The 13,456-nt window shown below is 45.4% G+C and carries 12 protein-coding genes; 10 read left to right on the top strand and 2 right to left on the bottom strand.

Annotated features, from left to right (window positions below):
- Window positions 1-7 precede the first annotated feature (7 nt).
- Complete coding sequence (locus AC59JT_RS07040) at window positions 8-3,016, bottom strand: SusC/RagA family TonB-linked outer membrane protein (protein ID WP_497397186.1); 3,009 nt, start codon at window positions 3,014-3,016, stop codon at window positions 8-10.
- Window positions 3,017-3,304: 288 nt separating this feature from the next.
- Here AC59JT_RS07040 and AC59JT_RS07035 point away from each other — a divergent pair, with 288 nt between their 5' ends.
- The 4 genes from AC59JT_RS07035 to AC59JT_RS07020 all read left to right on the top strand — a co-directional run bounded on the left by AC59JT_RS07035 (window position 3,305) and on the right by AC59JT_RS07020 (window position 8,656).
- Window positions 3,305-4,318: a LacI family DNA-binding transcriptional regulator gene (locus AC59JT_RS07035; protein WP_497397184.1), complete on the top strand. Its 1,014-nt coding sequence runs from the start codon at window positions 3,305-3,307 to the stop codon at window positions 4,316-4,318.
- A 143-nt stretch (window positions 4,319-4,461) separates the two neighbouring features.
- On the top strand, window positions 4,462-4,785 hold the full coding sequence (locus AC59JT_RS07030; protein ID WP_497399345.1) for a TraG/VirB4 family ATPase: 324 nt from the start codon (window positions 4,462-4,464) through the stop codon (window positions 4,783-4,785).
- Window positions 4,786-5,387: 602 nt separating this feature from the next.
- Window positions 5,388-8,165: a sensor histidine kinase gene (locus tag AC59JT_RS07025; protein WP_497397182.1), complete on the top strand. Its 2,778-nt coding sequence runs from the start codon at window positions 5,388-5,390 to the stop codon at window positions 8,163-8,165.
- Window positions 8,166-8,320: 155 nt separating this feature from the next.
- Window positions 8,321-8,656 (top strand): hypothetical protein, encoded by a 336-nt coding sequence (locus AC59JT_RS07020; RefSeq protein ID WP_497397180.1) that lies wholly within the window; start codon window positions 8,321-8,323, stop codon window positions 8,654-8,656.
- A 13-nt stretch (window positions 8,657-8,669) separates the two neighbouring features.
- Here the strand turns inward: AC59JT_RS07020 and AC59JT_RS07015 are convergent, their stop codons facing one another.
- Window positions 8,670-9,053: a single-stranded DNA-binding protein gene (locus tag AC59JT_RS07015; protein WP_497397178.1), complete on the bottom strand. Its 384-nt coding sequence runs from the start codon at window positions 9,051-9,053 to the stop codon at window positions 8,670-8,672.
- Window positions 9,054-9,574: 521 nt separating this feature from the next.
- Between AC59JT_RS07015 and AC59JT_RS07010 the strand changes: the two genes are divergently transcribed.
- From AC59JT_RS07010 to traK, 6 genes are read left to right on the top strand one after another with little or no spacing between them, the layout of a single operon-like run.
- The gene (locus tag AC59JT_RS07010; RefSeq protein WP_497397176.1) at window positions 9,575-9,865 is read left to right on the top strand and encodes a hypothetical protein; all 291 of its coding nucleotides are present in this window, start codon (window positions 9,575-9,577) and stop codon (window positions 9,863-9,865) included.
- The gene (locus AC59JT_RS07005; RefSeq protein WP_497397174.1) at window positions 9,862-10,509 is read left to right on the top strand and encodes a conjugal transfer protein TraI; all 648 of its coding nucleotides are present in this window, start codon (window positions 9,862-9,864) and stop codon (window positions 10,507-10,509) included. Before AC59JT_RS07010 ends, AC59JT_RS07005 begins: the two co-directional genes overlap by 4 nt.
- Before the next feature lie 4 nt (window positions 10,510-10,513).
- Window positions 10,514-11,086, top strand: a complete 573-nt coding sequence (locus tag AC59JT_RS07000) for a hypothetical protein (protein ID WP_497397172.1) — start codon at window positions 10,514-10,516, stop codon at window positions 11,084-11,086.
- A 34-nt stretch (window positions 11,087-11,120) separates the two neighbouring features.
- Entirely contained in the window at window positions 11,121-11,711 is a 591-nt protein-coding gene (locus AC59JT_RS06995) for a TerB family tellurite resistance protein (RefSeq protein ID WP_497399343.1), read from the top strand.
- Entirely contained in the window at window positions 11,708-12,703 is a 996-nt protein-coding gene (traJ, locus tag AC59JT_RS06990; protein WP_497397170.1) for a conjugative transposon protein TraJ, read from the top strand. Before AC59JT_RS06995 ends, traJ begins: the two co-directional genes overlap by 4 nt.
- A gap of 6 nt (window positions 12,704-12,709) precedes the next feature.
- Entirely contained in the window at window positions 12,710-13,324 is a 615-nt protein-coding gene (gene traK, locus AC59JT_RS06985; protein WP_497397168.1) for a conjugative transposon protein TraK, read from the top strand.
- Window positions 13,325-13,456: the final 132 nt, after the last annotated feature.

Here is a 13,456-nt window from a genome sequence, read left to right as displayed (position 1 = left end):
GTTTTAATTAAAAGGTTAAGCTTACACCAGTGTAATAAGTAGCTATGATAGAGTTGTTCGCTCTGGTACCCTCCGGATCCCATCCTTTAGGGAAATTGCTGACCGTAAAGGCATCGGTAGCAGAAATAAACACCCGGGCTTTTTTTGCTCCTACATATTTAAGCAGAGATGGGTTAAAGGTGTAGCCCAGTCGTATATCTTTCAGCCTAAAATAGGCTGAATTGAATAACCAGAAGTTTGAATTTGGCGAATAGTTTACATTAATATTGGTATAACTCAACCTCGGGAACTTAGCGTTGGTGTTCGTAGGTGTCCAGTAGTTGCCCAGATATGATGTTTTAACATTACCGTAGTTGTTCTGGAAAGGTTGAACCATGTCGGCAGTTAATTTGCCGGTCTGCTTGCCAACGCCCTGGAAAGAAAAGCCAAAGTCGATGTTTTTGTAGCTGATGCTGGCATTTCCACCATATAGGTAACGTGGTAACGAATTAGCTAGCGGTAACTGGTCCTTATCCGCAGAAATTTTGCCATCGCCATTGATATCACGATATTTAATATCACCCGGTTTTTCGCCGCCGGTTAGCTTAGGAGATGCTGTCACATCTGCCGCATCTTTAAAATATCCGAGCGACTGGTAGCCATACCACACATTATACGGTTGCCCTTCCAGCAACGCTTGTGCGCCCAAAGTAGAGGTTCCCTTCAGATCGACTATCTTGTTGGTGTAATCTGATAAATTTACGGATACGTTGTATTTCCAATTTTTACCTATCCTATCGTTCCAACCAACTTGCAGTTCCCAACCCTTATTAAGCATTGTGCCTGCGTTTTGCGCCGTTGCCAATAACCCGGTATTTAACGGGATAGGCAAATCAAGCAAAATATTGAAGGTTTTTTTATCGAAATAGTCGGCAGTTATCGACAATCGATCTTTCAGGAAAGCCATATCTATACCCAGATCAAGATCCTGTTTAGTTTCCCACGAGATATCCCTAAGCGCATAGTATAGTTGGTTGCCACCGGTAACCGGCGTAATTTGACCGGCGCTGTTATAAAACAGCACAGAGCTAAGATTAATTAATGATTGATAACTATAGTTGTCGATCTGCTGATTACCGTTTCGTCCCCAAGATCCTCTTATTTTAAAGAATGAAAAAGGTAGCTTATCCTTGAAAGCCTCCTCTTCTGTTACTACCCAACCGGCAGATACAGATGGAAAAAAGCCCCACCTGGTACCAGGCGCAAAACGTGAGGAACCATCATAACGAGCGTTAGCTTGTAACAAGTATTTGCCTTTATAGCTGTAAGTGACCCGTCCGAAGAACGACCGTAGCGCGCTCTCGCTGGCATTGCCAGTGTTCGTAGCGTTTATTTTAGCACCCGCATCTAAAACCTGATAATTGGGCAGTACATAGCCGTCGCGGTATTCGCCCGTGTTTTCGTTATAAAAAGTATTGTCCTCATAACCAGCTAAAACGGTAAGGTGATGATCGCGGGCGACGGTTAACTGGTAGTTAGCCAGTGCCTGCATATTAATGGTTTGCTCGTAAGATTGTGTTTGAGTGAGCGAATTGGTATTACCCGAAGTATTAATGATCACTGCCGGGTCGGCCAGCGACGTGTAGGTTATCATCTTTGAAAAAGTACTGCCGTTGCTAAACGTTAACTGAGGCGCAACTATTCCGCTTACTTTTAATCCCTTCACCGGGCTATAATTAAGCTGTAAACGCGCGTTAAATTTATTGTAGCGTGTGTTGCTCAAGCCTCCTAAAGCGTTATAAGCAAGTTCATTTTCCCCGTCTTTGCCGGGTGCGTAACGACCATCACTATAATAATTGTCGTATACTGCCGGCAGCAGCCTCAGGCCACCAACATTTGATCGGCTTGGCGTTATGTATTCGGTTCGTAAATAAGCAAGGTCAATATTTGCATCGAGGCGATCGGTGATCCTGAGATCGTTATTAACGCGAAGCGAATACCTGTTAAACGAACGTCCAGGCTCTAACGACTGCTCTTTCAAATAACCTGCACCTACTTTAGTTTTTACGTTTTTATTACCCACGCTAATGTCAACATTATGGCGCTGACGAAAAGCCGTGTTTTTGAAAAAGCTTCTTTGCCAGTCGGTATTCGGGTACTTGTCCGGATCGGCTGAGTTCAAAGCAGCAAAATTTTGTATGATCGCCGGGTCGTAAACGGGGGCCGCGCCATCATTTACTTTCATTTCATTAAACAAACGCATATAGGTAGGTGCATCCACGAACGTAGGGTTCATAGTTGCTTTGTCCAAACCATAATCACCATTGTAAGTGATCGTAGCCTGCCCGTCTTTCGCACGTTTAGTAGTTACTAAAATAACACCTGCCGCAGCGCGCGAACCATAGATCGCTGAGGAAGCAGCATCTTTCAACACGGAGATATTTTCCACATCGTCCGGGTTTACATTATCTAAGAACCCCGGGACCCCATCTATGATCACCAGGGGCGCGTTAGAGCCTAGTGTGGTCACCCCCCGGATCAGTATGGTTCCGCTTGAGCCGGGTGCTCCGGAATTACGGGTAACCGCAACGCCAGGTATGGCCCCTTGTAAAGCCTGAGTTAACTGCGTTACTTTACGCTCGCTTACCAAGTTCCCACTTAATGTGCTTACAGCCCCGGTCAGGTCTTTTTTTGCTGTGGTGCCGTAACCAACTACAACAACCTCATTCAATGAAGCGCCATCTCTTTCCATCGTAATAGTGGTAAATTCTCCGAAACTATCCGGCGTTCTTTCCTGTGTTTTGTAGCCGATAAATGATATCCTTACGCTGTTGGCTTTGTTATGAGAAGTAATGGAAAAATCGCCATTGATATCAGTTGCCGTGGCATTTTTTTCGATGGTTAGAAAAACAGTGGCTCCAGTAAGTGGCTGGCCTTTTTCATCGTTGATACGTCCTTTAATGATCTGCTGTGCTTGCGCGGTTACCGAACCAGCGAAAATGACCAGCATGATAAATATGAAAAACTTACTTTTCATTGCGCAAACATTTAAATTCAACAATTAATTGGTTAATGCAGCAGTGCTCCGCTCCTACAACCTGACCGATGTGGTAAAGTGTCTTCATTCTTTAGGGTTTATTTTGAACGATAGGTTTGTTCGTTATTTATAATGGTTGACCAAATGTATACCGTGCATTTGAAAGCGTTGCAATGAAAAAACATTTTTATAAAAGGGGAACGCTCCCATTTTTGGGATGGTTCCCAAAAATGCCCATTATCTGGTCATCCGGTAAATTATTAATGGATATAATTAGTTTTGTGAAGCATGAAGAACCATCAAACCACCATTTTTGACCTAGCCAAAGAGCTCGGGATATCAAAATCGACCGTATCAAGGGCCTTGACCGGGCACCCAAGCGTACACCAAAGCACTCGCGAAAAAGTACTCAAGCTGGCCGAAGAAATGGCTTACCAACGCAATATGTATTCGGTAGGTTTGATGCGTAAAAAGAGTCACACTATTGGGATACTCGTACCTGAATTTACCCGTTCGTTCTTTCCGCAAGTAATTATAGGAGCCCAGGAAAGGGCTAAGGAAGCAGGTTATACGTTAATTATCGGCCAGTCTGATGAAAATTACGAAACTGAAGTAGCTAATGCTAAAGTTATGTTAGGTTACCAGGTAGATGGCTTGCTAGTGTCGATGACGAAGGAAACGAAAAACTTTGATCATTTAAAGATATTTCAACGTAAAGGCATACCTATCGTATTTTTTAATCGCGTATGCGATGAAATGATCGTCCCGAAAGTTATAGTAGAGGATTATGAAGGTGCCCAGGCTGCTGTGCAACACTTGGTAGATAAGGGACGAAAACGGATCGCCCATCTTTCCGGGCCCGAATCGCTGGCTATATCACAAAAACGCAAAGCTGGCTTCGTGGACACGTTAAAGAAAAACAAAATACCGGTAGTTGATGATCTGGTCATTCATTATGATCTGACCTTGGCTAAAGTAAAGATCTACATCAACTATTTTCTGACGCTGGCCGAGCCCCCTGACGCTATCTTTTGTGTAAATGATCCAACTGCGATCGAAGCGATCACGATCATTAAGGAGAACGGCTTACGTGTACCTGAAGATATCGCTGTAGTTGGCTTTAATAATGATTATGCCTCGTCGTTGATCGAACCGGGATTAACCACTGTCGAACTGCCCATTCGTGATATGGGTAAAATTGCCACCGACCTTTTATTTAAACAATTAGAGTTACCGGTAGAAAAGTGGAAAGCACCGACCGTAGTTTTAAAAACGCAACTTCTTGTAAGAGGGTCGAGCTAATTTTTAAAGATCAATAGAAAATTTTCAACTAATGATCCTTTAAAATTATTTTTCGCGGTGATGTCGTAAAGGTCGCTTCGTAATTACCACTACCTTCGCTATCGACCGGTCATAAAACTTCCTCTCCCGTCGTAAATAAGTCAATAATAACAGCGACTGCAAGATCCTGCTCGACCAGCAAATACCAGAACGACTTCCCCAAGATCCAAGCATTGCTCGGCATCACCGACAAAGAGACCGTCCTCATCATGAGCATGAACCGCGCCAACGACGAACGCTACAAATACAAAGAAGTATTCATCAGTCTGAACGGCCAGCTATCCCAGGTCTACCGTACCGAGGTCAGCCCCGAAAAATACTGGACCTATACGACGGAGTCCAGTGAAAAGGCCAAAGTGCAGCGGTATACCGAAAAATACGGGAATATTAAAAAAGCTATCGCGCAAATCGTGTTGGGAAAAGGATGAAATCAATCATACCTCCGGTGATCGAACCTTGATAACAATCATCCATCATCATTGATCGAACCTGGATAACGACCATCCATCGTCATTGATCGAACCTGGATTGACCACTGTAGAATTACCTTTTAGTCACATGGGTAAAGAGCTATGTATCTATTGCTCAAACAGCTGAAACTAGCCGTAGAGAATGGAAAGCGCCGACAACTGTTTTAAAATACAATTACTAATAAGGAATTCGTGTGATATAGGCAGTAGCTTGCTGCGCTATCGGCCTGCGCGATTGGGAGCCAGTTCGTTAATGTGATGTTGTTATATTAAATTACTTCATGATATCGACCCTTGGTCAGTTACGGGTGAATCTTTGGTGACGAGCTGGGTACTACTATAAATTGCGGTGTTGACTGATTTGCCGTTGGCGGTACGGTTTTAACAATGTAATCCCCTTGTAAGTAAGTTGCGTCACAGAACCAGGTGTTGAGTGTAAGTGAACCGTCCCCTGAGTTGTGAGCGCTATTTAATTTGTTTCCAATTAAACTTATCACGACATTGTTGACTTTCGAGCTGTTGACAAAGCTTGGGACACAGTTCCCTTTAAATACATTACCATGAGCGAGCGCGATGACCGTTTTGATGCTTTAATTAATATTACGTCAGATATCGTTTCTTTAATGAGTGCCGACTGGAGCGTCATGAAGAAGTTGGTCGGTAGAGGGATACTCCCAAACACTCTTGAACCGATCACTGGCTGGATGTCGCGATATGTTCCTGCCGAAGAGCATGCACAGGTGACTAAAGCCATTGCTAATGGCATTTCCACTCAACGATCATTTGAATTAACCTACCAGGTCCTGAAAGTTGATGGAAGTATTGCCAGAGCTTATACACAAAGTACACCCCTCTTTGATAGTTCAAACAACATCACAGAATGGCTGTGCGCTTCTAAGGTCCAAGAAATACCTCTTAGTGATAACACTGGAAGGAATACCTTATCAGAACCAGCTGGTCGCACCGACATTCCTAAAAACACATTGGCAAGCGATGAGCAACCAAATGTACTATCTGAAAGCACTGATATCTTGGTCGCTGTTGGCGACGAAAGCGGCAATGCGCTTTATTTCAATGAAGCTTGGACTAAGTATACTGGTAGAAGTGCCGATGATCTGATGCAGAACGGTTGGTTGGACCTGGTTCATCATAAAGACCGTGACCGTATCGCCAAAACCTTCGAGAACGCGTTCAACAACAAAACAGCCTTTAGCTGGGAGTTTCGGATGCCTTACATATCGGGTGGATACCGCTGGTTGTTAGCCCGGGGTGTTCCACGATTTCGGTCGGACGGCAAGTTCGCGGGTTATATCAGTTCAGCGGTAGATGTTCATGATATCGTAAACGCACGAAAGGAGCAACAGAAAACGGTCGAGCAGCTCCAATTATCCAAAAGTGCAGCCCAACTCGGTACGTTCGACCTTGACCTAGTGGAGGGTACTATGGAGTGGGATGCTCGTTGTCGTGAATTATTCGGTATCAGCCATCATGGCCCCGTTACCTATGAACATGATTTTTTGGAGGGTCTGCATCCGGACGATCTTGAGCGAGTAAAACAAGTGATAAATAATTGCTTCGTTAAGTCCATCAGTAATGGCGAATACGATATCGAATATAGAACTGTTGGCTTTGAGGATAAGGTTCAAAGATGGGTTAGGGCGAAAGGGAAAGTGCTTTTCGATGCTAAAGACGTTCCCTTCCGTTTCATTGGTTCGGTGTTAGATATTACGGACCTGAAGAAGAAAGAATCTGAACAAGCGATGCTAGCGGCTATTATCACCTCATCTGACGATGCGATAATCAGTAAGACGTTGGATGGGGTGATCACTAGTTGGAACAGGTCGGCCGAAAAGCTTTTTGGTTATACAAGCGATGAAGCTATAGGCAAGCACATCACGATGATCATTCCCGAGGACAGGCTCCAGGAAGAGGATATCATTATCGGTAAAATAAGGAACAGTGAAAAGCTGGAGCATTTTGAGACCATGCGTAAACCAAAATCGGGTGAACTGATACCGGTATCACTTACTGTTTCTCCCATTCGTAATAAAAAAGGCCAGGTCATTGGTGCCTCTAAGATCGTACGCAATATCAGCAAACGCCGACAGTCGGAACAACTGCTTAAGCGCTACAATGATAGCCTTGAAGTGCTTAATGAGGTAGGCTTAGCGATATCCGAGGACCTGGACGTTCAAAACATCCTGCAAAAGGTAACTGATGCTACAACTAAGCTTACAGGGGCCGCTTTTGGTGCCTTTTTCCATAATGTCATAGATCATAAAGGTGAGTCTTATATGCTGTACACCATTTCAGGCGCACCACGTGAAGCGTTTGAGAAGTTCGGGATGCCAAGGAACACCAAAGTATTCGCACCAACGTTCATGGGAGAAGGGATCGTCCGTGTCGATGATATAACCAAAGATCCACGTTACGGACATAACTCACCTCACCACGGCATGCCAAAAGGCCATCTACCTGTGGTCAGTTACTTGGCTGTTCCCGTCGTATCAAAAGCAGGCATTGTAGTGGGTGGTTTATTCTTCGGACACCCTGAGCCAGCTAAGTTCACTGCTGAGCACGAGCAATTGATCGTGGGGCTTGCTGCACAAGCGGCAGTAGCCTTAGATAACGCCAAACTGTATGAAGAGATCAAGATGCTCAATGCTAAAAAGGACGAATTTATCGGTATGGCCAGTCACGAACTTAAGACACCGGTTACCGGTATAAGTGGTTATCTGCAGATCATCGAAAAAGGTGTTTCACCCGATGATCGTCTCTATCCCTTTGTTAAAAGAGCGCGCAGCCAAGTGGCTAAACTATCAGGCTTGATCAGGGATCTGCTAGATGTATCTAAGATCCAAACCGGTCAGCTACCATTCGACTATACATCCTTTGATCTCGGCGACGCCCTAAAGGATGTCATAGAGTTGATGCAGCAAACTAACCCTGCTTATCACATATCACTGCACCTTCCGCTCACTCCGTTACCAGTGGTAGCGGATCAGCAGCGCATTGAACAGGTTGTGATCAATTTAATAAGTAACGGCATCAAGTACTCGCCCGGAAAGGACATGATAGAGGTGCATGTTGAAGTAGTCGACCAAGAAGTCAAGGTAAGCGTCAAAGATTTTGGCATGGGCATATCGGCAGATCAACACGATCGGATTTTTTCTCGTTTCTATCGCGTTGAAAGTTTAGCTTCCCACATATCTGGTCTTGGCATTGGCCTTTATATTAGCCACCAAATAGTCACCAGGCATGGTGGAAGGATGTGGTTAGACAGCGAACCTGGTATCGGTAGTACATTTTGGTTCACGTTACCACTAGGGAACACCTAAAGGCCTTTCGTTAGGACACATAGTGGTTCATGCTTAAATTATCTTATAGGCTGCCAAGCTGTTCAAGGCCGTTAGCTATTATATAGTGATAAATTAATAGCTAGGCATACCATTTGTGGCGGTTGTAGAAAAACGATCGTATGCAACCATTGTTTGTGACACTGAATTCGAAAACTGACTTAGCAGTAATACCAGACTCGGAAGCTCACCTGGACGGGCATCCGGTATTGGCCTATACTTATAGCATTTACCGCAAAGATGGGTTATCGTGGAGTAAACTTTCCCTTTCTACTAAAGAAAGCCAAAGACATTTACAGCAACAGGACGATAGCACCTACTTGGGGTATATCACATTCGAAATACCTGATAAGGTCTTTACCTACACCCCAAACGGTAAATATCGCTTACACGCTCACGAAGTAGGACAGCTTGTAGAAGAGATCAGCGAATTTCGTGGCATGCCCTCCAGATGGTGGAAGTTTGAATCTTAATGTGAGTTACATGCTAGGAGAAGATCGAGCAGCTTAATGCAACGACATCCGTTTGATAACGTTTAATGCGTTCTTTATCCAATTGCATTGAGGTTCTTATAGTTCCTTTAATATAGACCGCAATGCCTTTGGTTAAGGCCTTTATACCCCATGATGCTTTTTCATCGTAGCAAATAACGTTATGCCTCTCAAGATGTTCGGCCCTTACATCAGCGCGACGTAGCACTTCTGCTGTTATCAATGTGAAGGTTAGGACCGATTTACCACCATTCAAAGTCCGTAAAACGGGCGTATCTTCTACGCGTCCAAGCAATATGACTTTGTTGACTGTATGATGAAGCAAGGTAATCATTATAAAGCACAAAAAAATAAATATGCGTTTGATGTTTGAAAGCATTAAAGTGGGTGTGGATGGCTCTAAATGAGTGAAGTTAGTGTGTAAAAGCAATATCTACAATTCAGAGATACATAAGACCATCTTTGAATTTGAGAGCCAGGAAAATCCATTAACTAACCCAGCGCTATTACTCAAATTTCTGAAGCCGGCATGGTCAAGTGACCTCAAACATCGCCTTAGCCACGACCGAATCGAAAAAATGGACGGTCAGAGATTCTTGCTGTAGGCACTTCCAGATGGAGACAAAAACTACGAAAACTGTATATGCATATGAACCTTTCCTTTCCGGCGATTAAGGATCGCGTCAACGTGCTTGAGCATAATCATACCGGCTTAGACTTATCCGTTTATAAACGGCTATAAGCGTTTATTATACCTCTTTAAAATTATGCGATGTTCAACTTTGCCGCTGAAACAGCGCGGCTTTTTCCGATATTCCAGAGTCCTTTGACATCATAAATCGTTCCGTCCTGACGGTATAGGGTTGAATTATACTTTTTTAGACCGGGCATTTTTGCGGTATGAAAAAATTACTGCCTGTCTTGCTCCTCTTCGCCGCCTGCCGCTCCAATAACAACGGCACTTATGTCGCTCATATCGAAAACCAGTATACCATCGCGCATGATACCCTGATCATCAACGATACGATCGTCATCAATCATGCCGGTTACCAAAAGATCCGCCACGGCGAATTACTACCCAAAGAGCATCATGTCAAACAATGGGGCTTGCATAGCCCGGACGCACCTTCGCTCCTGTTTAACGGTAAAAAAATCATCCTTGGTCAAACCATTTATCAGCGCATCAAATGAAAAAGTTACTGATCATATTACTGCTCTGCACCTCAGGCGCACAAGCGCAGATCCCTATTGTCGGCACCGTGGTCAAAAAGGTCATCAAAGCCATTGATCTCAAGATCCAGCGTTTACAGAACGAAACCATCTGGTTACAGAACGCGCAGAAACAGATCGAGAACACCCTGTCCAAATTAAGGTTGAAAGAGATCGGCGACTGGAGCGGCAAACAGGAAAAACTCTACAGCGGCTATTACCAGGAACTCTGGCAGGTCAAAACACTGATCAGCGATTACCGCCATATTAAGGCACTCGGTCAAAAACAAGCCGCACTGGTCAAACAATACCAGCAAGCCTGGAACCTGTTCCGCAATGACCGTCACTTCTCTCCTGACGAACTCGGTCATATGCAACAGGTCTATACCGGCATCCTCGAAGCCAGCCTGAAAAACCTGGATGAACTACTCGGTATCGCGACAGCAGGTCGAACGCAAATGAGCGACGCCGAACGACTGGAACTCCTGACCAAAGCGGGTGATGCGCTGGATCAGAATTATAATGACCTGAAACAATTCAATGCACAGAATCAAATGCTCAGCCTGCGTAGGGCGGCTGACGCGAACGAAGTACAAACCTTAAAGAATTATTATGGCATGCATTAGAATAATGATAGCACTGGTGCTAAGCGCCAGCTTGGCGCAGGCACAAACTTTCGCGGAATGGTTCTCGCAAAAGAAGACCCAGAAGAAATACCTGCTCGCGCAGATCGCCGCTTTGAATAGTTATGGTGGTTTCGTGCGGGCAGGTTACCAGATCGCCAAAGGCGGATTAGGCACGATCACCGACGCGGTCGGTGACGAGTTCAAGAAGCATACGGTCTTTTATGACCGCTTGAAGAATGTTGATCCGGCCTTGCGCAATGACCCGAAAGTCAAAGAGATCCTGGTTTGGCAAATGGATATCATTAAACAGATTAAAGACTGGCAGCAGGTTCGTGTCAGATCAGCTTTAATGAGCGATTGCGAGACGCAGCTGACGGCTTTGACTAACGTGTTATCAGCTAAGTTCGAAATGAGTGATGCGGAGCGCTTGACGCAACTAACTGCTATTCATGCGGCCATGTTGTCGAATTTGCAATTCGCGCGTCGCTACAGCGCGCAAATACACGTCTATGAGGTTCAGCAGGCGCGTGAGAGGAATAGTATAAAAACTTTAAAAGGGTTATATGAAAATCATTAGAACACTTAAGCGCCGTGGGGCTTTATTAACCGTGATGTTGTTCATCAGCATCAGATCCTATGGCCAGGTGCAGGAGATCGAGCAATTGATCCTCAACATCGAAAAACTCACCCAGTTCAAAAGTATCCTGTTTGATATGCGTACGGGTTACCAGATCTACCAGCAAGGTTATGGCGCCATTTCCGGTCTGGCCAAAGGCAATTTTGATCTGCATAATGTCTTTCTGAATGGCCTGTTGGCCGTCAGTCCGACCGTGCGGAACTATGCTCGTGTCGCGGAGATCATCCGCCAGCAAGGCCGCCTCGTCAGCGAGTATAAACAGCATTACAACAACTTCCGTCAAAGCGGACGCTTCAGCGCAGAAGAACTCGCTTACATGAGTAACGTTTACAGCCGGCTCATTAATCAAAGTCTCGATCAGCTGAATGAACTAACCACGATCATCACTTCCGGAAAGGTCCGGATGTCGGATGCTGAACGGCTGCAAGCTATTGACCGCCTGTATGCCAACAGTACGGATCAGCTGTACTTCCTGCGCAAATTCAATCGCCAGAGCATCCTTTTGTCTTTGCAGCGCACCAAAGACGCCAATGATATCAACACATTAAAAAAACTGTATAAATGATAGTCTTACAACTCGCTACGGATATCGGTGGCTTACAAGCCACGCTCAACACCGTCTACAATGATATGCTGCCCTTATGCAGCCAGCTCATCGGTGTCGGCCGCGGCATCGCCGGTTTCGGCGCACTCCTCTTTATCAGTTCCCGCGTCTGGCAAAAGATCGCGGCGGCTGAACCAATTGACTTCTACCCGCTCCTACGGCCTTTTGGAATCGGCATGGCCATTCTTTTATTTCCAACACTCATCGCGGTCATGAACGGCGTGCTCAACCCAACCGTCAGCGCTACCGGTTCCATGGTCAAGAACTCGGACGCGGCCATCCAAAAATTATTGGCGGCCAAACAGGCCGCCATTGAGAAGACCAACGCCTGGCAAATGTATGTCGGCGATGACGGAGACGGTGACCGCGATAAATGGTACAAATACACCCATCCCGACGATCCGAGCGGTGATAAAGAAGGTGTATTTGCCGGTATCGGCAACGACATGAAGTTCGCCATGGCCAAAGCCAGTTATAATTTCCGCAATACGGTCAAGCAATGGATGAGCGAGATCCTACAAGTCCTCTTTCAGGCCGCAGCGCTTTGCATCAATACCATTCGCACCTTCTATTTAATTGTGCTCGCCATTCTGGGCCCATTGGTCTTAGGCCTCTCTGTATTTGATGGCTTCCAATCCACGCTGAATACCTGGCTGGCCAAATATGTCAATGTCTTCTTGTGGTTACCCGTCGCCAATATCTTTGGCGCCATCATCGGCAAGGTACAGGAGAATATGCTCAAGCTAGACATCCAGCAGGTCAACCAGGCCGGTGATACCTTCTTCAGCGCCACCGACACCGCCTACCTAATCTTTCTTTTGATCGGCACCATCGGCTACTTTACCGTGCCCTCTGTAGCCGGCTATATCATCAATCCCGGTGGCGGCAACGGTCTGCTTAATAAAGTGACCGCATTAACTTCAACCAGCGTAACGCAACTCCTTAAAAAATAAACGCTTATGTTCACCCATCTTCGTAATATCGAGAGCGCTTTCCAGCACATCAAACGCTTCAGCTATATCCTGATCGGCGCCTGTACATTCATCAGCGGCTTCGCGCTCTATAAAAGCTATGAAGCTGCCGCCATCGCCGGTAAACGCATCTATATCCTGGCCAATGGCAAAGCCCTCGAAGCTTTCGCGGCCGAACGCAAAGACAATGTTCCTGTCGAAGCCCGCGACCATATCCGCATGTTCCACCATTACTTCTTTACGCTTGACCCCGATGAAAAAGTGATCGAAGGCAATATCGGTAAAGCGCTTTACCTCGCTGATGAAAGCGCGCGTAACCAATACAACGGCCTCAAAGAAAAGAGCTATTACAATAACCTGATCTCGGGCAATATCAGCCAGGAGATCCGCGTCGACAGCATTCGGCTGGACATGGAAACTTATCCGTACGCTTTCCAATGCTATGCCCTGCAAAAGCTGATCCGCGCGACCTCGACCATCAATAAATTACTGATCACCCGTGGTTACCTGCGCAATGTCAGCCGCAGTGATAATAACCCGCACGGCTTCCTCATCGAACGCTGGGAAACGATAGTCAACCGCGATACCACCATTAACCGATGAAAATCATAACCATCTTATTAGCAATTATCTATACACTATTATTAATACTATCGCTTCAATATAATACCATCGATATTAATCCGGCAACGACGCCGATATATATCGGTCGTCATTCACTAAAAACAGATAAGC

The sequence above is a fragment of the Mucilaginibacter sp. A3364 genome, assembly GCF_059690715.1.
This window is presented reverse-complemented; position numbering and strand designations above follow the sequence as displayed.

Bases quoted from the DNA above. Each gene is read 5' to 3' on its own strand.
- AC59JT_RS07015 (WP_497397178.1), bottom strand. From the start codon at position 9,053: ATGCTTTCAAACATCAAACGCATATTTATTTTTTTGTGCTTTATAATG.
- AC59JT_RS07035 (WP_497397184.1), top strand. From the start codon at position 3,305: ATGAAGAACCATCAAACCACCATTTTTGACCTAGCCAAAGAGCTCGGG.
- traJ (WP_497397170.1), top strand. From the start codon at position 11,708: ATGATAGTCTTACAACTCGCTACGGATATCGGTGGCTTACAAGCCACG.
- AC59JT_RS07025 (WP_497397182.1), top strand. From the start codon at position 5,388: ATGAGCGAGCGCGATGACCGTTTTGATGCTTTAATTAATATTACGTCA.
- AC59JT_RS07000 (WP_497397172.1), top strand. From the start codon at position 10,514: ATGATAGCACTGGTGCTAAGCGCCAGCTTGGCGCAGGCACAAACTTTC.
- AC59JT_RS07010 (WP_497397176.1), top strand. From the start codon at position 9,575: ATGAAAAAATTACTGCCTGTCTTGCTCCTCTTCGCCGCCTGCCGCTCC.
- AC59JT_RS07040 (WP_497397186.1), bottom strand. From the start codon at position 3,016: ATGAAAAGTAAGTTTTTCATATTTATCATGCTGGTCATTTTCGCTGGT.
- AC59JT_RS06995 (WP_497399343.1), top strand. From the start codon at position 11,121: ATGTTGTTCATCAGCATCAGATCCTATGGCCAGGTGCAGGAGATCGAG.
- traK (WP_497397168.1), top strand. From the start codon at position 12,710: ATGTTCACCCATCTTCGTAATATCGAGAGCGCTTTCCAGCACATCAAA.
- AC59JT_RS07005 (WP_497397174.1), top strand. From the start codon at position 9,862: ATGAAAAAGTTACTGATCATATTACTGCTCTGCACCTCAGGCGCACAA.